Here is a 26543-nt window from a genome sequence, read left to right on the forward strand (position 1 = left end):
CAAGGAGCAATGCCATGTCCGTCAAAACCATGCAGACGCAGGAAGTCAAAGAACTACTGGAAAAAGTGGCCGGTCTGAACCAGGCCGCCGGCAATGACCGCATCAAGACCATTGTGCACCGCGTGATGCACGACGTGTTCCAGATAATTGAAGACCTGGACATCACCCCGGAAGAGTTCTGGAGTGCGGTCTATTACATCAACGACCTGGGTAAAAACGGTGAGGCTGCCCTGCTGGCCCCGGGCCTGGGCATGGACAAGTACCTGGACATCCGCATGGATGCCGAAGACGCCCAGGCCGGCCTGGCCGGCGGTACCCCGCGCACCATTGAAGGCCCCCTGTACGTGGCCGGCGCCCCCCTCTGCGACGGCTTCGCCCGCATGGATGACGGCACCCAGGCCGGTGATATCATGCTGCTGACCGGCGTGGTCACCGATGAGCAGGGCAACCCGCTGGCCGGTGCCACCGTGGATGTCTGGCATGCCGACCTCAAGGGCGCCTACTCCTACTTCGACCAGAGCCAGAGCGAATACAACCTGCGCCGCCGCATCAAGACCGATGCCCTGGGCCGCTATGTGGCACAGTCCATTATTCCGTCCGGTTACGGCTGCCCGCCCGAAGGCTCCACCCAGGCCCTGCTGAACCAGCTCGGTCGCCATGGACAACGCCCGGCCCACATTCACTTCTTTATCTCTGCCCCGGGTCACAAACACCTGACCACCCAGATCAACCTGGCCGGTGACGAGTACACCTACGACGACTTCGCCTTTGCGACCCGTGACGAGCTGGTGGTGGACGCCCGTCCGGTCGCCCGGTCCGCCGCCGGTGAGCGCCATGGTGTAACCGGACCGGTGACCGAAGTGGAGTTCAATATCCAGCTGGTGAGCACCAGCAAACCCGAGCATCAGCAGCGCCACGAGCGCAAACGCGCCCTGGAAACTGCTGAATAACCCTATCGCTGCCTGCAGCCAGCCGGTCCGCTCAGTGCGGAGCGGACAGTAACATCACATGGAGTGAGACACATGACTCGCCAACTCAACCGACTCGAACAGAAAATCCGGACCGCAGTGGAAGCCGATCCGCAAACCGGCCACTACCGCTGTGACCGCAGTGTGTTTACCGATCAGGAACTGTTCGGCCTGGAAATGAAACACATCTTTGAAGGCAACTGGGTCTACCTGGCGCACGAAAGCCAGGTGGAAAACCCCGGCGATTATTACACCACCACGGTAGGCCGTCAGCCGGTGGTGATCACCCGCACCAAGGATGGCGAGTTGCGTGCCTTGCTGAATACCTGCTCGCACAGAGGCGCCACCCTGTGCCGTAAAAAACGCGGCAACAAGGCTTCCTTCACCTGCCCTTTCCATGGCTGGACCTTCAAGAATGACGGCAAGCTGCTGAAAGCCCGCGACCAGAAGAAAGGCGGCTATCCGGACAGTTTCAGCACCGACGGCTCCCACGATCTCAAGCAACTGCCAAAGTTCGAATCCTACCGCGGCTTTCTGTTTGGCAGCCTGAGCTCCGATGTGCTGCCGCTGCAGGAATACCTGGGTGAAACCACCAAGATCATCGACAACATGGTCGATCAGGCGGAAGACGGTCTCGAAATTCTGCGAGGCAGTTCCACCTATACCTATGAAGGCAACTGGAAGCTGACCGCCGAGAACGGTGCCGACGGCTACCACGTGGGCACGGTGCACTGGAACTATCTGTCCACCATGGGTCAGCGCAATTACGACAAGGGCGGCACCGAGGCGGTAGACGCCAAAAGCTGGTCCAACGAAGGCGGTTTTTACTCCTTTGAACACGGCCACATGATGCTGTGGACCCGGCTCACCAACCCCCAGGTACGCCCGGTGTTCAGTCACCTGGAGCGGCTGCAGAATGAACTGGGTGGCGCCCGTGCCGACGCCATCGTCAACACCACCAAAAACCTGTGTCTGTACCCGAATGTGTACCTGATGGACCAGTTCTCCACCCAGATCCGGGTGCTGCGTCCCATCTCCGTCAACAAGACCGAGATCACCATCTATTGCTGGGCACCGAAGAATGAACCGGCCACCGATCGTGCCAAGCGCCTGCGTCAATATGAAGACTTTTTCAATGTCAGCGGCATGGGCACCCCCGATGACCTGGAAGAGTTCCGCGCCTGCCAGCAGGGTTACCAGGCCAGCGGCCTGAAGTGGAATGACATGAGCCGGGGTGCCGCCCACTGGATCGACGGCCCGGATGCCGGCGCCGATGCCATCGGGCTCAAGCCAATACTGAGCGGTGCCAGGCCGGAGGATGAAGGCCTGTATGTAACCCACCACCAGCACTGGGTACAAGAGATGCTGCGAGCAGTTGCAACCGAGCGCGCCCAGCTGATTTCCATTACCGAACAGGAAGCTTCCGCATGAGCATGAGCGTTGAACAAATCCAGGCCTTTATCTTCCGGGAAGCCCGTCTGCTGGACGACCGTCAGTGGGACCAGTGGCTGGAGTGCTACAGCAAGGACGTGGTGTACTGGATGCCTGCCTGGGACGACGAGGATCAGCTGACCGAAGATCCCCAGACCGAGATCTCGCTGATCTACTACCCCAACCGGGAAGGCCTGGAAGATCGCGTGTACCGCATCAAGACCGAGCGCTCCGGCGCCAGCTCTCTGCCGGAGCCGCGCACCACCCATCTGACCAGCAACCTGGAAATTCTGGAGCAGACCGGCGACACCGTGACGCTGCGTTTTAACTGGCAGACCCACAGCCATCGCTACCACAAAACGGAGACCTTTTTCGGTACCTCCTTCTACACCCTGGATATCCGTGGCGAGCAACCGCTGATCACCGAGAAAAAGGTGATTCTGAACAACGATTACATCAATCAGGTGATTGATATCTATCACCTGTGATGGGTAGGAGAGCATCATGAGCTACAACATAGCCCTCAACTTTGAAGACGGTGTTACCCGTTTTATCAGCTGTAACGAAGGGGAAACCGTGCTGGATGCGGCCTACCGCAACCAGATCAACCTGCCCATGGATTGCTCTGACGGTGTCTGTGGCACCTGCAAGGGCAGCTGCTACCAAGGCAACTTCGAACTGGGCGACGAGTATATCGACGAAGCCCTGACCGACGAGGAAGCCGCCGAAGGCAAGATCCTGACCTGTCAGATGATCCCCTCCAGCGACTGCGTGGTAGAGATTCCGGCCGCTTCCACCCTGTGCAAAACCGGCATCGCCGAGCTCGACGGCATCGTATCCGAGGTCAACCTGGTGTCTCCCACCGCCATCGAGCTGAAAGTGACCGCAGAGCAGGACATCGGCTTCCTGCCCGGCCAGTACGTCAACATCAAGGTACCGGGCACCGAGGAAAGCCGTGCCTACTCGTTCAGCTCACGGCCGGGCAGCCGCGATCTCAGCTTCCTGATCCGCAACGTGCCCGGTGGCCTGATGAGCTCCTGGCTGGTGGGGCAGGCCAAGACCGGCGACCGCCTCAGCCTGACCGGCCCCATGGGCGTGTTCTACCTGCGCCCGGTGGCACGCCCCGTGCTGATGCTGGCCGGCGGCACAGGCCTCGCTCCCTTTTTGGCCATGCTGGAACAGCTCAGAGTGAAGGGCTGTGAACAGCCGGTACACCTGATCTACGGCGTGACCAACAACGATGATCTGGTCGGCGTTGCGGCCCTGGATCAATTTGCCGCCGACATCGACAACTTCAGCTTCAAAACCGTGGTGGCCAGCCCCGACAGCGAGCACCCGCGCAAGGGTTATGTCACCAATCACATGGAAGACGCCCCCATCAACCATGGCGAAGTGGACGTGTACCTGTGCGGACCACCACCCATGGTGGATGCCGTGCTGGGCCACTTCCGCGATCAGAGCATTGAACCCACCTCCTTCCACTATGAGAAATTCAGCCCCAGTGTGACCGCCGTTGAGGAGCAAGTGGCATGAGTGCCCGTTTCACCGACAAGGTGATGGTGATCACCGGCGCGGCCCAGGGCATAGGCCGGCGGGCGGCCGAGCGGGCGGCGGCGGAAGGTGCCCGCCTGGTGCTGGCGGATCTGGCGGATTATGTGCATGAACTGGCGGCCGAACTGCAGCATCAGGGCAGCGAGGCCATTGCGGTGCAGGCCGACCTGGAAACCTGGGAAGGGGCTGAAACCCTGATGACCCGGGCCCGGGAACGCTTTGGCCGCATCGACGTGCTGGTCAACAACGTGGGCGGCACCATCTGGGCCCAGCCTTACGAACACTACAGCCCGGAGCAAATCCAGAAGGAAATTCAGCGCTCGCTGTTTCCTACCCTGTGGTGCTGCCGGGCCGTGCTGCCCTGCATGGTGGAACAAGGTGCCGGTGCCATCGTTAACGTGTCATCGGTGGCCACCCGCGGCCTGATGCGGGTGCCTTACGGTGCCGCCAAGGGCGGAGTCAATGCCATCACCGTCAACCTGGCCTTTGAATACGCCGAACACGGCATTCGGGTTAATGCCACCGCCCCCGGTGGCACCGAGGCACCGCCCCGGCTGACCCCGCGCAACACCGAAACCCAGGGCGAACGGGAACAGCAGTGGTACCAGACCCTGGTGGATCAGACCCGGGAAACCAGCCTGATGCACCGTTACGGCACCCTGGACGAACAGGCAGCGGCCATTTTGTTCCTGGCTTCCGACGATGCCAGCTACATCACCGGCACCATTCTTCCGGTCGCCGGCGGCGATTTGGGCTGACAAACAGTATCAGGCCGCCCGATGGATGGCGGCCTTTTTACTCAACCGGGGCCTGCCCCGACTCCTGACTTATGGACAGCTTACGGAGTAGTACTTGATGAGACTGATAGATGTAAACCAGACCATAGACAACGCCAGCTTCACCCCCTTTCACTGGAAGGTGCTGTTCTGGTGCTCCCTCATTATTATTTTCGACGGCTACGACCTGGTGATTTACGGCGTGGTACTGCCGCTGCTGATGGAGCAATGGCAGCTCAACCCCTATGTGGCCGGCCTGCTGGGCAGCAGTGCGCTGTTTGGCATGATGTTCGGAGCCATGGGTTTTGGCATGCTGTCGGATCGGCTCGGGCGCAAGAAAACCATTATTATCTGTGTGGTGCTGTTCAGCCTCACCACCGTGATCAATGGCCTGGCCACCAACCCTTGGCAATTCGGCGTGCTGCGCTTTATCGCCGGCCTTGGTATCGGCGGCGTGATGCCCAACGTAGTGTCGCTGATGAGCGAATATTCCCCCAAGCGAAACCGCAGCACGCTGGTGGCGCTGATGTTCAGTGGCTACGCCGTGGGCGGCATGATGTCTGCCGGACTGGGCATCTGGATAGTGCCCAACTTCGGCTGGGAGATCATGTTCTACCTGGCCATTGTGCCCCTGCTGGTGCTGCCGCTGATGATTAAGTTCCTGCCCGAATCGGTGGCCTTTCTGATGGCCCAGAACCGCCAGGAAGAAGCCCGCTCCCTGCTGCAGAAGCTAGCGCCGCAACAGCAGATCACCGAGAACGATCAGCTGGTGGTGCCGCCGACCAACGTGCAGAAGGCACCGGTGCTGGAACTGCTGCGCGGCGGCCGCACCCTCAGCACCCTGATGTTCTGGACCGCCTTCTTCTGCTGTCTGCTGATGGTCTACGCCCTTGGCTCCTGGCTGCCCAAGCTGATGTCGGCCGCCGGCTACGAGCTGGGCTCCAGCCTGATGTTCCTGATGGTGCTTAACATCGGGGCCATTGTCGGTGCTGTAGGTGGCGGCTGGCTGGCCGATCGCTTCTCGCTACGCTCGGTGCTGGTCAGCTTCTTCTTGCTGGCATCCGCCTCACTGGTACTGCTCGGCTACCCTCACCCCATGTGGCTGCTATACAGCCTGATGGCCGTGGCCGGGGCCACCACCATCGGCTCCCAGATTCTGCTGTATGCCTATGTGGCCCAGTTCTATCCGGCCAGCATTCGTTCCACCGCGCTGGGATGGGCCTCGGGCATCGGCCGCAACGGTGCCATCGTCGGCCCCATGCTGGGAGGCACCCTGCTGGCCCTGGCGCTACCGCATCAGATGAACTTTCTGGCGCTGGCCGTGCCCGGTGCCATCGCTACTCTGGCTATCGCCCTGGTAGGCAGAGGCAAGGCGGCCAGCCAGCCGGCCACCGAAGGCCAGATGGCCACCAACAGCTAATTTCTCGTCTCTGACGATGCTCGCCCCGGCCCTGTGCCGGGGCGGTATTATTTGTCCTGTTCACAAGGGAGCCATCTATGAGCACCTTTCTGCGCGATTTATCATTACCGGCGGTATCGGCCGGTTTCCTGGCGGTACTGATCTCCTATGCCGGCCCCCTTGCCATTGTATTTCAGGCGGGTGCCAGCGCCGGTATTGCTCAGGATATGATGACCTCCTGGGTATGGGCTATCTCCATCGGCGCAGCGGTGTCCGGCATCATACTGTCCTGCTGGCTGAAAGCCCCCATCGTCACCGCCTGGTCGGCTCCGGGCACCGCCTTGCTGGTACCGATATTTCCCGGGATCACCGTAGGTGAAGCGGTAGCCGGTTATCTTGTAGCAGCGGCGGTGACGCTGGTTATTGGCCTGTCAGGCAGCTTTGACCGCCTGATGCACCTTATTCCCAGAGGGGTCGCCGCCGGCATGATGGCCGGCATTTTACTTCAGTTCGGTACCAATGCGTTTGTGGCCATGGAAACGGCCCCTGTCCTGGCCTCTGGCATGGTGTTGACCTACCTGATATGCCGTCGCCTTTGCCCCCGGTATACCCTGATCCTGCTACTGCTGACAGGCATCATGCTGACCGTTATCCTGAAAGACACTTCGTTTTCCAATGTCGACTGGTCGCTGACCACACCACAGCTGATTACTCCCGAGTGGTCACTGACCACCACCCTGAGCCTGGCGCTGCCGCTGGTGCTGGTCAATCTGTCCGGCCAGTTTCTGCCCGGCATGGCCATTCTGCACGGCTCCGGCTTCAGGGTCAGTGCCCGACCAATATTGTCTGTCACCAGTCTGGCTTCTCTGCCCATGGCCTTATTCGGTGGCATCAATATCGTGGTGGCAGCCATTACCGCGGCAATTTGTACCGGCGAAGAGGCCCACGAAAATCCGCAACGTCGTTATGTGGCCGGGGTATTCAACGGTATTTTTTATCTGCTGGGAGGCTTGTTTGCGGGCACCATTGTCGGCCTGTTTACCTCGCTGCCTGCCGCCTTTATCACGGTGCTGGCAGGGCTGGCCTTGCTGGGTGCCATTGGTGGCAACCTGACCGCTGCACTGGAAGCCCCCGGAGAACGGGAAGCCGCTTTACTGAGTTTTGTGGTCACTACCTCCGGACTATCTCTTTTTGGACTGTCATCAGCGTTTTGGGGAGTGGTGCTGGGAATATTGACGCATTTAGTACTGACGGCGGCTCCCGCCAGTAAACAGGTGCGTTCTTTATAGTCGGGAGCCGGTACCCATGTAGCCGGTATCCGGCGGACCCCGAAATTAACCTTTTGATAACAACAAAAGGCCGGGGTTCATCATTTCATCAAGTTCCTTTTCTCAATGTGAAATACAGGTCCATATATATCAGCAACTTACACACCATCAAAAGGTGGCGCAAATATTGCCTGATGGTTAACGGGTTATTGCATTTACTTTAATCCACAGCTGAAACGCCACTGAGAATTAAACACAAACAACACAGTTTCATTTAAAAGGAAGTTTGATGATGCAGGTCTCTACCAGGAACACCCTTTATGCCGGAGGGTTCGTCATGCTGTCCGCCCTCGGTAACCCGTCGATGGCCGCTAATGGTCACTATGTGCCCGGTGTAGAAGGTCTTAAAGGGTCGGTCGTCCCGCCCCCGGGTATTTACTACCGTGGCTACCTGGTTCATTACGATATAGACGCCCTCAGGGACGATCAGGGAACCAAGTTACCGGACAGCAATACTGGCTCTGTCTCAGCCCTGGTTAATCGCTTTATCTGGATGACCGACAAGAAAATACTGAACGCAGACTATGGCATGGAAGCCATTATCCCTCTCCAGCGCACCTCGCTCGACTTTGGTATTGCAGGTATCGACAGCACGGAGCGTGGTGTGGGTGACGTTTTTGTCAGCCCTCTGGTTCTTGGTTGGCATGGACAGCAATGGGACGCCGTTGCTGCCGCCGGCATATGGCTGGATACCGGTGAATACAGCAGCACGGAGCCTGCCTCCATCGGCAAGGGTTTCAGAACGACCATGCTGACCCTTGGCGGCACCTATTATCCGGACGCAGCCAAAAGCTGGTCACTATCGGCGCTGTCCCGTTACGAAATAAAATCGAAACAGGACGAAACCGGCATTACCCCCGGCGACAGCTGGCTGGTGGAATGGGGTATCGGCAAGCAGCTGGACAACGGCCTGGAGCTGGGCGTGATTGGCTACAATAGCTGGCAGCTGGAGAACAGCAAGGGAGCGCTGGCAGGCAAAGCCGAAAAACATGCGCTGGGGATTGAAGGCAGTTACTTCTGGCCTTCCCTGATGTTAGGCCTGAACGCGGCCTACCTCAACGAATACGAAGTACACAATGGTCCCAGCGGCGATATGTTCCGCCTGACCCTGACCAAAGTATTTTAACGATATTTACAGCCGGCCGAGACCGGCTTTTTATCAAGGCTTTCACAACTTTTTCATGCGGTAAGCCAGTGCCGGTCGGGACAGGCCCAGCAGGCGAGCCGCTTTAGACACGTTGCCCTCAGATTCCTTGAGGGCATGACAGATTAGACTTTGTTCCAGACTTTCCAGGCTTCTTCCTTCAGCCAGAAACCGGGCACACCAGTCGCTGTCATTATCCGGATGCGGGGCCGTCTCCTGCAAGAAGCCATCCTGACGCACCTTGCCCACCACTGAGTCGCTTTCCTTAAAGGTGGGAAAAAAGCTGCATACTTCGATCTCGTTATTGTTATCGGTCAGTATAATGCCGCGTTCTATCAGGTTTTCCAGTTCGCGGATGTTGCCTGGCCAGTCATATTCCAGCAGAGCCTCACGCGCCTTATCGGTTATTCCCAGGGTGCGCTTATTATAAATGGCCTGGTAACGCTCCAGAAAGTGCTGCACCAGCAGTGGGATATCTTCTTTTCGCTCCCGCAGAGCGGGAATGTATACCGGGAAAATATTTAACCGGTAGAACAAGTCTGCTCTGAAACGTCCTTCCTGTACCGCCTGCTGCAGATCTTCGTTGGTCGCCGTCACCACCCGTACATCAACCTGCCGTGTACGAGTGTCCCCGACCCGCTCCAGTTCACCCTCCTGTAATACCCGCAGCAGAGTCGCTTGGGCACGGGGGGACAGCTCGATGACCTCATCCAGAAAGATGGTGCCTCCGTCGGCACGCTCAAACTTTCCTTCCCGGCTCTGTGTGGCTCCGGTATAAGCGCCTTTTTCCACACCAAATAATTCAGCTTCAATCAAATCTGGCGGTATGCAGGCACAGTTTACCGCCACAAACGGCTTGTCGGCCCGATCACTGGCAACATGAAGTCCCCGGGCGAACACCTCCTTACCCACCCCCGTCTCTCCCTGCAGCAATACCGTCACCCGGCTGACCGAAGCCTTTTGGATAAGCTTGCATACCTGCCGGAACGCGGCCGATTGCCCTATAGAGTTGAAGACCCGGTAATCATCATCACTGTCGTCACCTACAGTGTCACGCAGCTTTACCAGTTCGTTTCTCAGCGCGAACAGCTCTTCTGCAACCGGATCCGGCAGCATGAATTTCTCGATTTCGGCCTTGTCTTCCCATTCATGAGCCGGTTTACCGATGATACTGCAGTGCTCATCCCCCATGGCCGCACAGCCGACCTCTTTGTAGATGATGGTCTGCCCCATAAAATAACTGGTGTAGCCACTGGCGTAACCAAGCAGGGTCCAGCAAATAGGTTCTTCTGCCTGACCAAACTCATGCTGGTGTACATCCGCTTCGTAGGAATTAAACCAGTCAAATTCGCCATGGAAATGGCCCAGATCCATGTCCAGCTCCAGCCGGGTAGGCACGACCTTGACCATACCTCTGATGCCATGCATCTGAGGACCCGCCATAAAGCATTCTTCACGGGCAATATGAGGGCGCACCTTACGGGCAATCTCGGCATCCTTCATGCCGGAGTGGTAGCCAAAACGCATCAGAAAACGCCTGGCCCGCTGCACGCCCAGGGTTTCAATCAGTTCCTTACGCAACAAACCCATCACGGCAGCATGAATCAGCAACATGCGCTGTTCGTTAAACCAGATTTTTCCCTGTTCATCATCAAAACGAATGCCTGCGATCAGGTCACCGGGTTCTATAATCTTAAGATTTTCAAGATCTTGCATCAGGCCTACTACTCCTTCTCAATGGCCTCCGTCATCTTGCTCCGGAGATGGCATCTGCCGCTCTATGTTACCGGCTAGTGTATGAACCCGCCCATTCGTTATCAATCGATCAAATAGTTAACACAACAAGAACAATATTGATCAAATGATAAAACCCCTTGTTCCACTTATGACAACCCTTCTACAACGACAGCTCTCAAAAAAACATAAATACCTTACTATTCAATATCATAAATTAAAAATATGACACTGGCTCAAACATGGCACAGTCACTGCAGTAACGGGACAAAGGTTAACTAAAGGTTACATAACGTAAACAACCTGCAGGAGCTTTAAGAATGACCAGCACCCGTTCACAGCCAGTATCGAGACAGTCCGAAGTCAAAGCGCTGACCAAATATATCCGTGTACGGACTCAGCCAGACGCCCGCTTCGTCGAGTTCGACTTCGCCATCAACGATCCCGAATTGTTTGTCGAGCTGGTAATGCCCAGAGAAGCCTTCGAGAGCTTTTGCGCCACCAACCAGGTGGTGATGATGACTCAGGAGCAAACTGACGCCATCGACGCCGAAATGGACAAATGGCGGTACGGCGAAGAGACCCTGATGAGCCGAAACCACGATCACTCGCAACAATAAATACCCAGGAAAGGGGAAGCAAAATGACACTGGAAATTAAAACAGCGGGCATAGAACCGATCCGCCATACCTTTGCCAACATCAGCCGTCGTTTTGGCGAAAAGCCGGCCAGCCGTTATCAGGAAGCCACCTACGATGCACAGGGCGAAGCAAACTTTCATTATCGCCCGATGTGGGAACCAGAAAAACTGCTGAACGACAAAAGCCGTACTGCGATTGAAATGGCCGACTGGTACAGCTTCCGGGATCCGCGCCAGTTCTACTACGGTGCCTATGTGCAGCAACGCGCCCGTATGCAGGAAGGTGCCGAAAACAACTATGCCTTCTTCGAAAAGCGCGAGCTTGCCGCCAACCTGAGCGATGAGCTGAAAAACAGCATCATCCGCTTTTTGCTTCCCCTGCGTCATGTAGAGCAAACCGCCAACCTGAACCACATGTTTGCCGCGGACTATGGCTATGGCACCGCCATCACCCAGGCGCAGCTGTTCGCAGGCATGGATCGGCTGGGCATGGCCCAGTATCTCTCCCGTATCGGCCTGCTGCTCGACGGAAACAGCGCAGACGCGCTGACCCAGGCCAAAGAATACTGGATGACCGACCCGGCCTGGCAGGGCATGCGGGCCCTGTGTGAAGAAATGCTGGTTACCAAAGACTGGTTTGAACTCTTTACCGCCCAGAGCCTGATCCTCGACACCCTCATCAACGACGTCATCTACCGTCAGTTTGATGACTGGATGATAGCAGCTGGTGGCCGTGATATCGGCCTGCTGACTGAGTTTATGAAGGAATGCAACAAAGACCTTGCCCGCTGGAGTGACAGTGTTTTCAAGGTCGCCGTGACCGAAAGCGAGCCGAACCAGCAACAGATCCAGCAATGGGCCGAGAAATGGCGTGGCAAGGCCGCCGATGCTCTGTCCCCGCTGGTACGGGAAATGCTGGGTGACCAGGCTCTGCAAGAAGCACTGTCCACCCTCGACAAACGTATTGCCAAGGCCGGCATCAGCAAATAAGGAACCCATGACATGTCAAAAGTCTATCTGGCGCTGCAAGACAACGATATCTCCCGCTATATCGTCGAAGCCATCGAAGAAGATAACCCGGACGCCACTATTCAGCACATGCCGGCAATGATCCGCATTGAGAATGAGGAACTGCTGACCATCCGGCGTGAAACCGTCGAAGAGAAACTGGGCCGTGACTGGGACATACAGGAGCTTCATCTCAACCTGATTACCCTGGGCGGTAACGTGGATGAAGACGAAGACCAGCTCACCCTGTGCTGGAAAAGCTGAGAAAGGAGTAACTCATGGCTACGAAGAAACTGAATATCAAAGACAAATACCGGCTGCTGACGCGCGATCTGGACTGGGAGTTCTCCTATCAGGACCGTAAGGATGCCTTTCCGTTTGAAGAATTTGAAGGCATCAAGATCACCGACTGGTCAAAATGGGAAGATCCCTTCCGCCTGACCATGGATGCTTACTGGAAATACCAGTCCGAAAAAGAAAAGAAGCTGTACGCCATTTTCGACGCTTTTGCCCAGAACAATGGTCAGCTGAACGTGTCCGATCCGCGTTATGTGAATGCCATCAAACTGTTTCTGACTGCAGTCACCCCACTGGAATACCAGGCTTACCAGGGCTACGCCCATGTGGGCCGGCAGTTCGGAGGCATTGGTGCACGTATTGCGTCGCAGATGCAGTCCATCGATGAACTGCGCCACGTGCAGACCCAGATTCACGCCATGAGCCATTACAATAAACATTTTGATGGCTTCCAGGACTGGAGCCACATGCACGACAGAGTCTGGTATCTGTCGGTGCCCAAATCCTTCTTTGAAGATGCCCGCAGCGCCGGCCCCTTCGAGTTCCTGCTGGCAATCAGCTTTTCCTTTGAATATGTACTGACCAACCTGCTGTTTGTACCGTTTATGTCCGGTGCCGCCCACAACGGCGACATGGCCACCGTCACCTTCGGGTTCAGCGCCCAGTCTGACGAAGCGCGCCACATGACACTGGGCCTGGAAATTATCAAGTTCCTGCTTGAACAGCACGAAGACAACCTGCCCATCGTACAGAAGTGGATTGATAAGTGGTTCTGGCGCGGCACCCGGCTGCTGTCCATCGTCGGCATGATGATGGACTACATGCTGCCCAACAAGGTGATGTCCTGGAAAGAAGCCTGGGAGATGTACTTCGAAGAAGCCGGTGGAGCCCTGTTCAAGGATCTGTCCCGCTACGGCATCCGGATGCCGAAATACAGCGAAGTCATTGAAAAAGAAAAAGAGCATGTCTCACACCAGGCCTGGTGGATTTTCTACAACTTCGGTCACGCTGCCGGCTTCCACACCTGGATCCCCAGCGACGAAGAGCTGGACTGGCTGAGCGAAAAGTACCCCGACACCTTCGACAAGTACTACCGCCCGCGTTGGGAGCTGGCCAAAAAGATGGAAGCCGAAGGCAAGCGCTTTTACAGCACCGGCCTGCCCCAGCTTTGCCAGGTCTGTCAGGTCCCCATGACCTTTACCGAAATGGACAAGGATCCGGGCCAGATCAGTTACCGGGAAGCCATGCACGAGGGTGAGCGCTACCACATGTGCTCCGACGGCTGTCACGACATTTTCTGTGAAGAACCGGAGAAATATGTCCAGGCCTGGTTGCCCGTGCACCAGATCCTGCAAGGCAACTGCGGCGGCCCCGACCTGGAGCAGGTCCTCAGCGACTATTACCGCATGAACGTCGGCGCGGACAACATGGACTTTAAAGGTTCCCCGGACGAGCAACGCTGGAATCAATGGAAAGGAATGGCCTGAGCCAGGCGATCTTAACAGGGGGCCGGCAGCGCCCCCGACATCAAGGAGAAATACACATGCCGGTCATCGCACTCAATAAAAATTATCAGGGAAGCATCAGGGATGCCAAGGCCAACTTTGGCGGAAATATCCTGGTATATATTGGATGGGACGAGCACCTGCTGTTCTGCTCAGCCAAGACATTCCCGCTGTCTCCGACCATGTTGTTCAGCGACCTGCAAGACAACATCCTTACCGAAGGATTCAGCCAACACCCTGACTTCGAACACATCGACTGGTCCAGCGTACAGTGGACCCTCAATGGCAAACCACTGTCCCCTTCTCGCGAGCAAACCCTGGAGCAGCTGGGCTTCGATCATAAATCGTTGCTGCGCTTCAGAACACCGGGTCTGAACGGCTACAAAGGCACAGGTGTTTAAGGAGGATTTATGAGCTACGAAGTCACCATTGAGCCCACAGGCGATGTTATCGAGGTGGAAGAAGGACAAACCATACTGGACGCCGCGCTGCGCCAGGGAGTCTGGTTACCTTTCGCCTGCGGTCATGGCACCTGTGGTACCTGCAAGGTACAAATCACCGATGGCTTTGCCGATTTGGGCGAGGCTTCCCCCTTTGCCCTGATGGATGTGGAGCGGGAAGAAGGCAAGGTACTGGCATGCTGCTGTATGCCGGAGTCCGATCTGGTGATCGAGGCCGATATCGATGTCGACCCGGACTTCGCCGGTCATCCGGTGCAGGACTACAGTGGCACCGTCACCGAGATAGTCACCCTGTCTCCTACCATTCGGGGACTTCGTATCCGGCTGGACCGGGAGATGGACTTTCAGGCTGGCCAGTATATCAACCTGCATGTTCCCGGAGTGGATGGCAGCCGCGCGTTCTCGCTCGCCAACCCGCCGTCTTCCCCACAGGAAATCGAGCTGCATGTCCGCCAGGTCGAGGGCGGCAAGGCCACAACCTGGTTGCATGAAAGCCTGCAGGTAGGTGATCAGCTCAATTTGTCCGGTCCCTACGGCCAGTTCTTTGTCCGCAAGACCGACACCCAGGGTGCCATTTTTATCGCCGGTGGCTCGGGCCTGTCCAGCCCCCAGTCAATGATCCTGGATATGCTGGCAGAAGGTGATAACCGCCCCATTTACCTGTTCCAGGGCGCGCGTAACGTCGCCGAGCTTTATAACCGCGAGCTGTTTGAGCAGTTAGCTGCCAAGCACGACAATTTTCACTATATACCGGCACTGAACGCACCGCTGCCGGAAGATGACTGGCAGGGCTTTAGCGGGTTTGTGCACGAAGCGGTCGCCGATTACTTCCAGGAGCGATGCGCCGGTAATAAAGCCTATCTGTGCGGTCCGCCCCCCATGATCGATGCGGCTATCACCACCCTGATGCACAGCCGGCTGTTCGAACGCGACATCCATATGGAGCGCTTCTTCACCGCTGCCGATGGTGCTCAGGAGCAGAACCGTTCAGCCCTGTTCAAACGTATATAGGAATCATGGCCATGCAGAAAGCTCATACGCCAGCAACCATCTGTTCCATTGAAGCGATTCTGGTCGACATTCCGACCATCCGCCCGCACCAGCTCTCCATGGCCACCATGGCCGTGCAGACCATGGTTATCGTGCGCATGCTGGACACCGACGGCCTGCAAGGCATCGGCGAAGCCACCACCATCGGCGGACTGGCTTACGGCCCCGAAAGCCCCGAAAGCGTCAAGCTGACCATCGATACCTACTTCGCGCCACTGCTGCTGGGACAGCCCGCAGACGCCATCAATACCTTAAGGGTAAGGCTCAATCGCGCCGCCCGCGGTAACAACCTGGCCAAGTCCGCCATCGAAACCGCCCTGCTCGACCTGCTCGGCAAACGCCTCAACCAGCCCCTGCACCAGCTGCTCGGCGGTGCCATCCGCCAGCACATACCGGTGCTCTGGACCCTCGCCAGCGGCGATACCCAGACGGACATCGATGAGGCCAAACGCCTGCTCGCCGAGCAACGACACTGCGACTTCAAGCTGAAAATCGGCAGCCGACCGCTGATGGACGACGTTCGCCACGTCGCCGCCATCAAGGCCGCCGTCGGTGACCGCGCCAGCGTCCGTGTCGACGTCAACCAGGCCTGGGATGAAAGCACCGCCGCCCGTGGCATGGCCGAACTGCAGGCCGCCGGCATCGACCTGGTCGAGCAGCCCACCCCGATGAAGGATTACCCCGCCCTGGTCCGCCTGGCACAAAAGTTCCACCTGCCCATTCTGGCCGATGAAGCCGTGGCCGACGCCAGCGACATGTTCACCCTGGCCTCCGCCGGCTTCGCCGGGGCCATCGCCCTGAAAATTGCCAAGGCCGGTGGCCCCCTGCAGGCTCTGAAAGTGGCCAATGTGGCCAGTGCCGCCGGCATCGGACTCTATGGCGGCACCCTGCTCGAAGGCACCATCGGCAGCGTCGCTTCCCTGCACGCCTGGGCCACCCTCGACACCCTGCACTGGGGCACCGAAATGTTCGGCCCCCTGTTGCTGAAGGACGACATCGTGGAAACGCCGCTGCACTTCCACAACAACGGCGTCGCCCTGCCCGAAGGGCCGGGACTGGGCGTCACCATCAATGAAGACAAGCTGGCCGAATACCGCCGCCACTAAGCCCTCGCCACCCACGAGTAACAGGAGAAAAGCATGCTGTTCAAAGTCGAAATGAAGGTCAATCTGCCCCACGACATGTCCCCCGAGGTGGCCGCCGACATCAAGGCCCGGGAAAAAGCCTACGCCCAGGAGCTGCAAACCCAGGGCAAGTGGCGTCACCTGTGGCGGGTCGCCGGCAGCTACGCCAACGTCAGCATTTTTGATGTGGCCGACAACGCCGAGCTGCAGGACCTGATTAGCGCCCTGCCGCTGTTTCCCTACATGGATATCACGGTCGCCCCCCTGTGCCGGCATCCGTCTTCCATTCATCAGGATGACCGCTAAATAACCTGAGTTACCCCTAGACCAAATAAAAATCAGCAAGGAGCAATGCCATGTCCGTCAAAACCATGCAGACGCAGGAAGTCAAAGAACTACTGGAAAAAGTGGCCGGTCTGAACCAGGCCGCCGGCAATGACCGCATCAAGACCATTGTGCACCGCGTGATGCACGACGTGTTCCAGATAATTGAAGACCTGGACATCACCCCGGAAGAGTTCTGGAGTGCGGTCTATTACATCAACGACCTGGGTAAAAACGGTGAGGCTGCCCTGCTGGCCCCGGGCCTGGGCATGGACAAGTACCTGGACATCCGCATGGATGCCGAAGACGCCCAGGCCGGCCTGGCCGGCGGTACCCCGCGCACCATTGAAGGCCCCCTGTACGTGGCCGGCGCCCCCCTCTGCGACGGCTTCGCCCGCATGGATGACGGCACCCAGGCCGGTGATATCATGCTGCTGACCGGCGTGGTCACCGATGAGCAGGGCAACCCGCTGGCCGGTGCCACCGTGGATGTCTGGCATGCCGACCTCAAGGGCGCCTACTCCTACTTCGACCAGAGCCAGAGCGAATACAACCTGCGCCGCCGCATCAAGACCGATGCCCTGGGCCGCTATGTGGCACAGTCCATTATTCCGTCCGGTTACGGCTGCCCGCCCGAAGGCTCCACCCAGGCCCTGCTGAACCAGCTCGGTCGCCATGGTCAGCGCCCGGCCCACATTCACTTCTTTATCTCTGCCCCGGGTCACAAACACCTGACCACCCAGATCAACCTGGCCGGTGACGAGTACACCTACGACGACTTCGCCTTTGCGACCCGTGATGAGCTGGTGGTGGACGCCCGTCCGGTCGCCCGGTCCGCCGCCGGCGAGCGCCATGGTGTAACCGGACCGGTGACCGAAGTGGAGTTCAATATCAAGCTGGTCTCTACCGACAGCAAGGATCAACAAGAAATGCACAAGCGCCAGAGAGCACTGGCATAAACTTGTTACCGTGGCCTGAGCCACTTGTCTGAATAACGTCATTCATCAGACAGACAATTATTTTTCCCTGGCCTGCCATCGCAGGCCTTTTTTGTTCCTTATGCCTACCTTTGCTTATATATTCCAAAAGCGACTATTCAAAGTTGGTTTAAATATCTTTTGCGCATATTAGAATCGGTCATAGTTTTCTTTTTTATATTCGGAGTTGAATCATGCGCAAATCCCTTCTGGCTTCGGTGTTATTCGCCGCTGGTGTCAGTGCCACCCTGCCACTGCAGGCCAAAGAGCTGCTGAACAGCAGCTATGACATCGCCCGCGAGCTGTTTGCCGAAATCAACCCGGTATTTGTGCAACACTGGCAGCAGCAAACCGGCGAAACTCTGGAAATAAAACAGTCGCATGCAGGCTCTTCCCGCCAGGCCCAGGCCATTTTGCAGGGTCTGCGCGCCGATGTGGTGACCTATAACCAAACCACAGACGTAGACGTGCTGAACCAGAAGGGCAACCTGATCCCAGCCGACTGGAAAGCGCGCCTGCCCAACGACAGCTCTCCTTACTACTCCACCATGGCGTTTCTGGTACGCAAGGATAACCCCAAGCAGATCGCTGACTGGGATGACCTGACCCGGGAAGATGTGCAACTGGTGTTCCCCAATCCCAAAACCTCCGGCAATGGCCGTTATACCTATCTGGCCGCCTGGGGTGCCGCTCACAAGGCCTTTGATGGCAACGACGCCAACATTCGCGAGCACATGGGCAAGCTGGTGAAACAGGTTGCCGTATTCGACACCGGCGGCCGCGGTGCCACCACCACCTTTGTGGATCGGGGCATTGGTGATGTACTGATCACCTTCGAGTCGGAAGTAAACAATATTATTGCCCAGTACCCGGATCAGGGCTTTGAACGGGTAGTGCCGCCGGTAGACGTACTGGCAGAATTTCCGGTCACCTGGATTGACCGCAATGTAGAACGCAACGGTACCGCCGACGCCGCCAAAGCCTACCTGGAATTCCTCTACACGCCCGAAGCCCAGCGCATTCTGGCCAGCTATAACTACCGGGTACACAACGAGGAAGTGGCCGCCGAGGTCGCCGATCAATTCCCGGCCACCGAGCTGTTTACCGTAGAAGAAATCTTTGGTGGCTGGGAACAGGCCATGAAGGATCACTTCGCCAACGGTGGCAGCCTGGATCAGCTGCAGGCCGAGGCCCGTTAACGGATGGCGGCGTTGCTGGGTTCTTCAAAGCGGGTGCTGCCGGGCTTTACACTTAGCCTGGGCACCAGCCTGCTGTTTGTCAGCCTGATTATTCTGCTGCCGCTCACCGGTCTGGTGATGAACACCAGCCAGATGGGCTGGGAAGAATACTGGCGTGTTGTTACCGACCCGCGGGTAGTAGCCACCTACAAGGTCACACTCAGTGCCGCCGCCGTGGCCAGCCTGTTCAACATGGCCTTTGGCCTGCTGATGGCCTGGATTCTCACCCGCTACCGCTTTCCCGGCCGGGCGGTGCTCGACGGCCTGATGGATCTTCCCTTTGCCCTGCCCACGGCCGTGGCCGGTCTGACCCTGGCTTCACTGTTTGCCACCAATGGCTGGTATGGTGCCTGGCTGGAAGATCTGGGCATCAAGGTGTCTTACACCTGGATCGGCATCGTGGTGGCCATGGTGTTTACCAGTGTCCCCTTCGTGGTGCGCACCGTGCAACCGGTGCTGGAAGATCTTGGCCCTGAATATGAAGAAGCCGCCGCCACCCTGGGGGCCAGCCCCTGGCAGGCCTTTACTCGCGTGGTACTGCCCGAGCTTCGGCCGGCGCTGTTTACCGGTACCGCCTTGTCGTTTACCCGGAGTCTGGGTGAGTTTGGCGCGGTGATCTTTATTGCCGGTAACATGCCCTGGCAGACCGAAATCACCTCGCTGATGATCTTTATCCGGCTGCAGGAATTCGACTACGCCGCCGCCAGTGCCATTGCCAGTCTGGTGCTGCTGGCTTCATTTGTGCTGTTGTTTGCCATCAACACCCTGCAAGGCCGCTTTATGCGCCGCATACGAGGTAACGCCTGATGGAACAGACCCTTACCCTCAGAGCGTCACGCCCCTGGGGCCGCTGGTTGCTGATTGGCACCGGCGTGGTACTGACCATGCTGTTGCTGGTGGTGCCGATGTTCGCCATTTTTGCCGGGGCTCTGGCCGCCGGCGTCGGTGGTGTGCTCGACAACCTGGCCGAGCCCGATATGCTGCACGCCATTGGCCTGACCCTGCTGGTAGCGGCCATTACCGTACCTATCAACCTGGTCTTTGGCACTCTGCTGGCCTGGCTGGTCACCCGCTTTCGCTTTCCCGGCCGTCAGCTGCTGCTGACCCTGATGGACATTCCTTTCGCGGTATCGCCGGTAGTAGCCGGCCTGCTCTATCTGCTGATGTACGGCGTCAACGGCCCGGTAGGCGGCTGGCTTGACGGCCACGATATGCAACTGATGTTTGCCTGGCCCGGTATTGTAATGGTAACGGTATTCGTCACCTGTCCCTTTGTGGTGCGCGAGCTGGTGCCGCTGATGAGCAGTCAGGGCACCGATTCGGAAGAGGCCGCCGTCTTGCTGGGAGCCAGTGGCTGGCAGCTGTTTCGCCGGGTTACCCTGCCCAACATTCGCTGGGCACTGCTCTATGGGGTCATCCTCACCAACGCCCGGGCGGTAGGCGAATTCGGTGCTGTGTCGGTGGTGTCGGGGGGGATTCGCGGTGAAACCAACACGCTGCCACTGCACGTTGAACTGCTGCATCAGGACTATAACGCCGTGGGTGCCTTTACTGCCGCCGCCCTGCTGACCCTGATGGCGGTGGTCACCCTGATGATCAAATCTTATCTCGAGTGGCGTCTGCACAGCGCCAGTGAACAGGAGTAGCCGGCATGAGCATTCTCATTGAAGGCATTCAGAAATCCTTTGGCAAAACCCGGGTACTGCACGACATCAACCTGGATCTGCCCAGCGGCCAGCTGGTGGGCTTGCTGGGGCCGTCCGGCTCGGGCAAAACCACACTGCTGCGCATTATTGCCGGTCTGGAACAAGCCAACGCCGGCCGAATTCACTTCAGCGGCACCGAAGTCACCGGATTACATGCCCGTGATCGCAAAGTAGGCTTTGTCTTTCAGCATTACGCCCTGTTCCGTCATATGACGGTATTCGACAACATCGCCTTTGGTCTGACCATCAAGTCCAAAAAGGAACGTCCGTCTGCCGCCGAGATCAAAACCCGGGTGGGCAATCTGCTGGAAATGATCCAGCTGTCACACCTGGCCGACCGCTTCCCGTCCCAGTTGTCTGGTGGCCAGCGCCAACGGGTTGCACTGGCGCGGGCACTGGCAGTAGAACCCCGGGTGCTGTTGCTGGATGAACCCTTTGGCGCCCTGGATGCTCAGGTACGTAAAGACCTGCGCCGCTGGCTGCGCCGGCTGCACGACGATCTGCATTTTACCAGTGTATTTGTTACCCATGACCAGGAAGAAGCGCTGGACGTGTCGGACCAGGTGGTGGTCATGAGCCAGGGCCGCATTGAGCAGATTGGCAGTCCCAATACCGTATGGCAGCAACCTGCCAGCCGCTTTGTACTGGAGTTCCTGGGTGAAGTGGCCAAGATCGATGGTGAACTGGCGGGCGGGCATTTCCGCGTGGGCGAACATGGGCTGGCACTGCCGGTGGCGGCGCACCATAACGGTGCCGCCAGCTGGTATCTGCGCCCTCACGAAATCAGTCTGCAGACCGAGGCCAATACCGCTCATCCGCTGCCGGTCCGGGTAACTGACGTTAACCCCCGCGGCGCCATGGTGCATCTGGAGCTGGAGCCTGCCGGCTGGCCGGGGCCGCTGCTGGAAGCCGAGCTGCCCCAGCATCAGCTGAACCACATTGACCGTGGTCAGACTCTGTACCTGGGAGGAGAAAGCGGTCGCCTTTACGCCGGTAACCACCAGCTTACCGCAGCAAACGAGCTGGCGTTATCAGCGTAAAAAAGCCATAAGCTTTAAGCTGTAAGTAAAAAGAGGCTTCCATTGGAAGCCTCTTTTTTTAAGAACATAAACGGCGGACAACTCAGGCTGCTGATGACTTAAAGCTGACAGCTTATGGCTGGGGTTGGTTGAATACCCCGGATGACAGATAACGGTCGCCCCGGTCACAGATAATGGCCACGATAACGGCGTTATCCACCTGCTCGGCCAGCTTGAGTGCACCGGCTACGGCACCGCCGGAGCTGACACCACAGAAAATTCCTTCTTCCTGCGCCAGACGCAGCATAGTCTCTACCGCTTCCTCTTCACTGATATCCAGCACTGCATCTACCCGGCTCTTTTCAAAGATGCCCGGCAGGTAGGCCTCGGGCCAGCGGCGGATGCCCGGAATATGGCTGCCTTCACAAGGCTGCAGGCCCACGATCTGCACGGTCGGGTCCTGTTCCTTGAGATACCGTGAAACACCCATAATGGTGCCTGTAGTGCCCATGCTCGAAACAAAATGGGTAATACGACCTTCGGTCTGCTGCCAGATTTCCGGACCGGTAGAAAGCTGATGGGCTTCAGGGTTATCCGGGTTGTTGAATTGATCGAGGATAACACCCTTGCCTTCGGCAGCCATTTTGTCCGCCAGATCCCGGGCACCTTCCATCCCTTCCGTCTTGCTGACCAGGATCAGTTCGGCACCGTAGGCTCGCATTGACGCCTTCCGCTCCTCGGTGGAATTGTCTGGCATGATCAGTACCATTTTATAGCCCTTGATGGCGGCAGCCATGGCGAGAGCGATACCGGTATTCCCGCTGGTAGCCTCGATCAGGGTATCACCCGGCCGAATGGTACCGCGCAGCTCTGCCTGACGAATCATGTTCAGAGCGGGCCTGTCCTTCACCGAGCCGGCGGGGTTATTTCCTTCCAGCTTGACCAGCACCTGACTATTGGTGTGACCGGCCATGCGCTGCAGCCGTACCAGCGGCGTATTGCCGACAAAATCCTCTATGGTCGGAAATGACATTATGAATCCTTGCATGCGTAAAAATCGGCATCAGTTTACCCGATGCCAGCAGCAGCCTCGACCGCTTATTGCTGGGTCAGGGCCAGGCGTGCGCCCAGGGCAATCATCAGCCCGCCAGAGATCCGGCCCAGATAAACGGAAAACCGCTCCCGACCTGCCAGGCTGCGCTGCAGCCGCTGACCCAACAACCCGTAACAACCGTTACACAAGGTCGCGGTAAGCGTGAACACCAGGCCCAGCTGCAGTAATTGCCAGGGCACAGGGCCACCTTCGGCGGTAACAAACTGGGGCAGAAACGCGAGGAAAAACAGCGCTACTTTTGGATTGAGCAGGCCCACGGCAAGTCCCTGGCGGAAAACCTGCCAGCCACTCTGCTCAGTGGCTGCAACGGGAAGTGCCAGCCGGCTGGCACTACGCAGGCTGTTCCATCCCAGATAAAGCAGATAAGCCGCACCGGCATATTTGATCAGGGTAAAGGCCGTGGCCGACTGCAGCACCAGCGCCGACAAGCCAACGACAGCCAGCAGGGTATGTCCAAGGTAAGAGATCCCCAGCCCGAGTGCCGCCAGCATCCCCGCACGACGATGTCCGCCCAGGGCCTGGGAAAGAATAAAAAAGATATCCGGCCCGGGGGTCAGATTCAGCGCAAGACAGGCGGGAATAAACAGTAACCAGACTTCCATCACATACTCCGGGTGCGTTTGTCGGCAGTCAACACAAAAGACGATACAGGCTGATAATATGCTTTAAATATTGTTTTGGTGCCACCTATCCTGTTTGAGGAAACGCTATGCCCCAGCAAGGACTCGATGCTCTGTTCAGGCCCGCCAGTATTGCCGTCATTGGTGCGTCGCACCGGGACAACGGTGCCGGCAAACTGGTAATGAAAAACCTGCTGGCCGGCAACTTCAGCGGCCCGGTCATGCCGGTAAACCCCAAATATGAAGCAGTGGCCGGCGTCATGGCCTACCCGGACATCAACAGCCTGCCCCGCATTCCGGATCTGGCCATTATCTGTACCCCGGCCAATAAAAACGCGCACATTATCGAGCAACTGGGCCAGAAGGGCTGTAAAGCCGCCATTATTCTTGCTGCCGGCACCAGCAACAGCCAGCTTGAGCAAATGAAAGCAAGTGCCCGGAAGCACCGTATGCGCTTACTGGGGCCCAACAGCATGGGGGTAATACTCCCCCACCTGGGACTCAATGTGAGCTTTGCCCCCTTCCCGGCCAAACCGGGCCGGATTGCCTTTGTATCGCAATCATCCGCCGTGTGCGCCACCATTCTCGACTGGGCCCGGCATAACGATATCGGTTTTTCCCATTTCATCTCTCTGGGGGACGCCTGCGATATCAACTTTGCCCAGCTTCTCGACTATTTATCTCGTGACAGGCACACCAGCGCGATTCTGCTGTACATGGATGCCGTGCAGGATGCACGGGCCTTTATGTCGGCAGCCCGGGCCGCCTCCCGCAACAAGGCCGTACTGGTCGTCAAGAGTGGTAAAACCCGGATTGGCGCACAACTGGGGCATATTCATACCGGCGGTCATGTGGGCATGGATGCCGCCTATGATGCCGCCATTCGCCGGGCCGGCATGCTACGGGTGCGCGACACCCACGATTTGTTTGCGGCAGTGGAAACCCTTAATCACTCTCACACGCTGCGCGGAGAACGGCTGGTCATTCTCACCAATGGTGGTGGCCCGGCCATTAACGCTATCGACACTCTGCTGGCACGGGGTGGCAAACTGGCCAGCCTTACCGAGACGACCAGTTCAGCACTGGACCGGGTGTTACCACCGGCCTGGTCCCGGACCAACCCTATCGATATTGTCGGAGATGCGCCGGTAGAGCGTTATGTGGCAAGTCTGAGGGCATTGCTCGACAGTGATGACTTTGATGCCATTCTGATTATGCATGCGCCATCAGCGGCAGTGAACAGTACACGGGTAGCCAAAGAACTTATCGAGGTACTCCGCACCCATCCCCGGGCCAAACGCTTTAATATCCTGACCAACTGGTCCGGTGAAACCAGTGCCTTTGAAGCCCGCCGCTGTTTTACCGAGGCTGGCATTCCCACCTACCGCACCCCGGAAAGCGCCGCCGGTGCCTTTATGCATATGGTGGAATATCGCCGTAACCAGAAACAATTGATGGAAACACCCGAGTCCATATCAGATATGCCCAGTGACGGCGAAACAGTGCGCGAACTGATCGGCCAGGCTTTTGAAGAAGGGCTGCACCGGCTCGATACCCACGAAGTCAGCCGGCTGATGGCTGCTTATGGCATTCAGGTGCTGCCCACCTGGATCGCTACCGATGGCACCGAAGCCGCTCATATCGCCGAGCAGATCGGTTATCCGGTCGCGATCAAGCTGCGCTCACCTGATATCGTGCATAAATCGGAAGTCTCCGGGGTAGTACTCAATCTGCGCTCGGCGGCAGAAGTGGCACAGGCCGCCGATGCACTGGTGGACAGGGTAAAACAGGCTTATCCGAGTGCACGGGTTCACGGCCTGATGGTACAGCGCATGGCCCGCCGGGCCGGCTCTCAGGAACTGCACATAGCGGTACGCTCGGATCCGGTGTTTGGCCCGGTCATTCTGCTGGGAGACGGAGGTGTGGATCTGGAAGGGGAAGAGCAGGCGGCGGTGGCCTTGCCCCCCCTCAACATGACCCTGGCCCGATACCTGGTGATCCATGCCCTTAAGAGCGGCAAGGTGCGGGCCAACCGCTCTCAGCATCCCATGGACATGATGGCAGTCTGCCAGGTACTGACCCAGGTCTCACACCTGATTATCAACCATCCGGAAATTGTCAGTCTCGATATTCATCCGCTGCTGGCCACCGGCAGCGAGCTTATCGCGCTGGATGTCAGCCTGAAACTGGCCCCCTTTGAGGGAGACGGGCAAACCCGCCTGGCCATCCGTCCGTACCCCAGAGAATGGGAAGAACGGGCCCTGCTTAAAGACGGCACCCCTGTCACCCTGAGACCCATACTGCCCGAGGACGAACCTGCCCATAAGGATTTTGTCAGTCATGTTACTGACGAGGATCGCTACAAGCGCTTCTTTGCCGATGTGGTGATCGGCCATGAAGAGCTGGCCCATATGACGCAAATCGACTATGACCGGGAAATGGCGTTTGTGGCCGTTGCGGACAAAGGAAATATCCTGGGTGTGGTGCGGGCCGTGTCGGATCCCGACAACGATGACGCCGAGTTTGCAGTACTGGTACGTTCGGATCTCAAGGGTGTAGGACTGGGTCGTATGCTGATGGAAAAGATCATTCGCTACGGGCAGCAACGCGGTCTCAACAGCCTGAGTGGCATCACCATGCCATCAAACCGGGGCATGATCACCCTGGCCCGCAAGCTGGGGTTCAAAACAAAAACGCAACTGGAAGACGGTATCGTCGAGCTCAAGCTGCTGCTGGAGCATGAGCCGCAATAAAGAAACATTTGCCCCGTGAACACGGGGCCTTTAGTTTTGAAATGCCCATACGAAAAAAGCCCTTCACAGACGTGAAGGGCTTTTTAATTGGGTGCCTGGCAGTGACCTACTTTCACATGGCAGCTGCCACACTATCATCGGCGCGGTTGCGTTTCACTACTGAGTTCGGCATGGAGTCAGGTGGTTCCACAACGCTATGGCCGCCAGGCATAAATCGTAATTCGGAAAAAGCGGTTTCGATGAATAGAGTGTAGTCTCGACCTGCAAGGCCTCACACTTCTTGGGTGTTGTATGGTTAAGCCGCACGGGTAATTAGTACAGGTTAGCTGCACGCCTCACAGCGCTTCCACACCCTGCCTATCAACGTCCTGGTCTC

The 26543-nt window shown here is 57.7% G+C and carries 25 protein-coding genes and 2 rRNA genes; 22 read left to right on the forward strand and 5 right to left on the reverse strand.

What is annotated here, in order from left to right; genetic code table 11:
- Positions 1 to 14: 14 nt before the first annotated feature.
- The 8 genes from catA (B6S09_RS12205) (at position 15) to B6S09_RS12240 (ending at position 8579) form a co-directional block, all read left to right on the forward strand.
- On the forward strand, positions 15 to 950 hold the full coding sequence (gene catA / locus B6S09_RS12205) for a catechol 1,2-dioxygenase (RefSeq protein ID WP_094278765.1): 936 nt from the start codon (positions 15 to 17) through the stop codon (positions 948 to 950).
- A gap of 72 nt (positions 951 to 1022) precedes the next feature.
- Positions 1023 to 2399: a Rieske 2Fe-2S domain-containing protein gene (locus B6S09_RS12210; protein ID WP_094278766.1), complete on the forward strand. Its 1377-nt coding sequence runs from the start codon at positions 1023 to 1025 to the stop codon at positions 2397 to 2399.
- Positions 2396 to 2887 carry a benzoate 1,2-dioxygenase small subunit gene (benB, locus tag B6S09_RS12215; protein WP_094278767.1) on the forward strand — a complete coding sequence of 164 codons (492 nt, stop codon included), beginning with the start codon at positions 2396 to 2398 and terminating at the stop codon, positions 2885 to 2887. Before B6S09_RS12210 ends, benB begins: the two co-directional genes overlap by 4 nt.
- 16 nt (positions 2888 to 2903) lie before the next feature.
- Positions 2904 to 3932, forward strand: coding sequence for a benzoate 1,2-dioxygenase electron transfer component BenC (gene benC, locus B6S09_RS12220; protein WP_094278768.1), 1029 nt, complete (start codon positions 2904 to 2906; stop codon positions 3930 to 3932).
- The gene (benD, locus tag B6S09_RS12225) at positions 3929 to 4708 is read left to right on the forward strand and encodes a benzoate diol dehydrogenase BenD (RefSeq protein WP_094278769.1); all 780 of its coding nucleotides are present in this window, start codon (positions 3929 to 3931) and stop codon (positions 4706 to 4708) included. The genes benC and benD overlap by 4 nt, the downstream gene beginning before the upstream one ends.
- A gap of 97 nt (positions 4709 to 4805) precedes the next feature.
- Positions 4806 to 6146, forward strand: a complete 1341-nt coding sequence (locus tag B6S09_RS12230) for an MFS transporter (RefSeq protein WP_094278770.1) — start codon at positions 4806 to 4808, stop codon at positions 6144 to 6146.
- A gap of 77 nt (positions 6147 to 6223) precedes the next feature.
- Positions 6224 to 7414 (forward strand): benzoate/H(+) symporter BenE family transporter, encoded by a 1191-nt coding sequence (locus tag B6S09_RS12235; RefSeq protein WP_094278771.1) that lies wholly within the window; start codon positions 6224 to 6226, stop codon positions 7412 to 7414.
- Positions 7415 to 7730: 316 nt separating this feature from the next.
- Positions 7731 to 8579 carry a SphA family protein gene (locus tag B6S09_RS12240; protein ID WP_094278802.1) on the forward strand — a complete coding sequence of 283 codons (849 nt, stop codon included), beginning with the start codon at positions 7731 to 7733 and terminating at the stop codon, positions 8577 to 8579.
- Positions 8580 to 8621: 42 nt separating this feature from the next.
- On the opposite strand, the gene B6S09_RS12245 is transcribed toward B6S09_RS12240, so the two are convergent.
- Entirely contained in the window at positions 8622 to 10313 is a 1692-nt protein-coding gene (locus B6S09_RS12245; RefSeq protein WP_094278772.1) for a sigma-54-dependent Fis family transcriptional regulator, read from the reverse strand.
- A 338-nt stretch (positions 10314 to 10651) separates the two neighbouring features.
- Between B6S09_RS12245 and B6S09_RS12250 the strand changes: the two genes are divergently transcribed.
- From B6S09_RS12250 to cysA, 13 genes are all read left to right on the forward strand, one after another.
- The gene (locus tag B6S09_RS12250; RefSeq protein ID WP_094278773.1) at positions 10652 to 10951 is read left to right on the forward strand and encodes a phenol hydroxylase subunit; all 300 of its coding nucleotides are present in this window, start codon (positions 10652 to 10654) and stop codon (positions 10949 to 10951) included.
- Between the two features lie 23 nt (positions 10952 to 10974).
- Complete coding sequence (locus B6S09_RS12255) at positions 10975 to 11961, forward strand: aromatic/alkene monooxygenase hydroxylase subunit beta (RefSeq protein ID WP_094278774.1); 987 nt, start codon at positions 10975 to 10977, stop codon at positions 11959 to 11961.
- Positions 11962 to 11973: 12 nt separating this feature from the next.
- On the forward strand, positions 11974 to 12243 hold the full coding sequence (locus B6S09_RS12260; RefSeq protein WP_094278775.1) for an MmoB/DmpM family protein: 270 nt from the start codon (positions 11974 to 11976) through the stop codon (positions 12241 to 12243).
- 14 nt (positions 12244 to 12257) lie between these two features.
- Positions 12258 to 13763: an aromatic/alkene/methane monooxygenase hydroxylase/oxygenase subunit alpha gene (locus B6S09_RS12265; RefSeq protein WP_094278776.1), complete on the forward strand. Its 1506-nt coding sequence runs from the start codon at positions 12258 to 12260 to the stop codon at positions 13761 to 13763.
- 56 nt (positions 13764 to 13819) lie between these two features.
- The gene (locus tag B6S09_RS12270) at positions 13820 to 14182 is read left to right on the forward strand and encodes a phenol hydroxylase subunit P4 (protein ID WP_094278777.1); all 363 of its coding nucleotides are present in this window, start codon (positions 13820 to 13822) and stop codon (positions 14180 to 14182) included.
- A gap of 9 nt (positions 14183 to 14191) precedes the next feature.
- The gene (locus B6S09_RS12275) at positions 14192 to 15253 is read left to right on the forward strand and encodes an NADH:ubiquinone reductase (Na(+)-transporting) subunit F (protein WP_094278778.1); all 1062 of its coding nucleotides are present in this window, start codon (positions 14192 to 14194) and stop codon (positions 15251 to 15253) included.
- A gap of 11 nt (positions 15254 to 15264) precedes the next feature.
- Entirely contained in the window at positions 15265 to 16398 is a 1134-nt protein-coding gene (locus B6S09_RS12280) for a muconate/chloromuconate family cycloisomerase (RefSeq protein WP_094278779.1), read from the forward strand.
- Positions 16399 to 16431: 33 nt separating this feature from the next.
- The gene (gene catC / locus B6S09_RS12285; protein ID WP_094278764.1) at positions 16432 to 16722 is read left to right on the forward strand and encodes a muconolactone Delta-isomerase; all 291 of its coding nucleotides are present in this window, start codon (positions 16432 to 16434) and stop codon (positions 16720 to 16722) included.
- A 50-nt stretch (positions 16723 to 16772) separates the two neighbouring features.
- Positions 16773 to 17699: a catechol 1,2-dioxygenase gene (catA, locus tag B6S09_RS12290; protein ID WP_094278780.1), complete on the forward strand. Its 927-nt coding sequence runs from the start codon at positions 16773 to 16775 to the stop codon at positions 17697 to 17699.
- A gap of 212 nt (positions 17700 to 17911) precedes the next feature.
- On the forward strand, positions 17912 to 18916 hold the full coding sequence (gene cysP / locus B6S09_RS12295; RefSeq protein WP_094278781.1) for a thiosulfate ABC transporter substrate-binding protein CysP: 1005 nt from the start codon (positions 17912 to 17914) through the stop codon (positions 18914 to 18916).
- A gap of 3 nt (positions 18917 to 18919) precedes the next feature.
- On the forward strand, positions 18920 to 19762 hold the full coding sequence (gene cysT, locus B6S09_RS12300) for a sulfate/thiosulfate ABC transporter permease CysT (protein ID WP_094278782.1): 843 nt from the start codon (positions 18920 to 18922) through the stop codon (positions 19760 to 19762).
- Positions 19762 to 20601 (forward strand): sulfate/thiosulfate ABC transporter permease CysW, encoded by an 840-nt coding sequence (cysW, locus tag B6S09_RS12305; protein WP_094278783.1) that lies wholly within the window; start codon positions 19762 to 19764, stop codon positions 20599 to 20601. The genes cysT and cysW overlap by 1 nt, the downstream gene beginning before the upstream one ends.
- 5 nt (positions 20602 to 20606) lie before the next feature.
- Positions 20607 to 21701 carry a sulfate/thiosulfate ABC transporter ATP-binding protein CysA gene (gene cysA, locus B6S09_RS12310; protein WP_094278784.1) on the forward strand — a complete coding sequence of 365 codons (1095 nt, stop codon included), beginning with the start codon at positions 20607 to 20609 and terminating at the stop codon, positions 21699 to 21701.
- A 112-nt stretch (positions 21702 to 21813) separates the two neighbouring features.
- On the opposite strand, the gene cysM is transcribed toward cysA, so the two are convergent.
- Both cysM and B6S09_RS12320 read right to left on the reverse strand, forming a co-directional pair.
- On the reverse strand, positions 21814 to 22713 hold the full coding sequence (gene cysM / locus B6S09_RS12315) for a cysteine synthase CysM (RefSeq protein ID WP_094278785.1): 900 nt from the start codon (positions 22711 to 22713) through the stop codon (positions 21814 to 21816).
- A 65-nt stretch (positions 22714 to 22778) separates the two neighbouring features.
- Positions 22779 to 23396 (reverse strand): LysE family translocator, encoded by a 618-nt coding sequence (locus tag B6S09_RS12320; protein WP_094278786.1) that lies wholly within the window; start codon positions 23394 to 23396, stop codon positions 22779 to 22781.
- A 107-nt stretch (positions 23397 to 23503) separates the two neighbouring features.
- On the opposite strand from B6S09_RS12320, the gene B6S09_RS12325 reads away from it, so the two are divergent.
- Positions 23504 to 26167: a bifunctional acetate--CoA ligase family protein/GNAT family N-acetyltransferase gene (locus tag B6S09_RS12325; protein ID WP_094278787.1), complete on the forward strand. Its 2664-nt coding sequence runs from the start codon at positions 23504 to 23506 to the stop codon at positions 26165 to 26167.
- Positions 26168 to 26260: 93 nt separating this feature from the next.
- Here B6S09_RS12325 and rrf read toward each other — a convergent pair.
- Together rrf and B6S09_RS12335 are read right to left on the reverse strand one after the other, a co-directional pair.
- Positions 26261 to 26375, reverse strand: a 5S ribosomal RNA gene (gene rrf, locus B6S09_RS12330).
- Positions 26376 to 26458: 83 nt separating this feature from the next.
- Positions 26459 to 26543 (reverse strand): 23S ribosomal RNA (locus B6S09_RS12335); the annotation flags it as partial.

It is taken from the genome of Oceanimonas baumannii (assembly GCF_002245495.1).
Classification (GTDB): Bacteria; Pseudomonadota; Gammaproteobacteria; order Enterobacterales; family Aeromonadaceae; genus Oceanimonas; species Oceanimonas baumannii.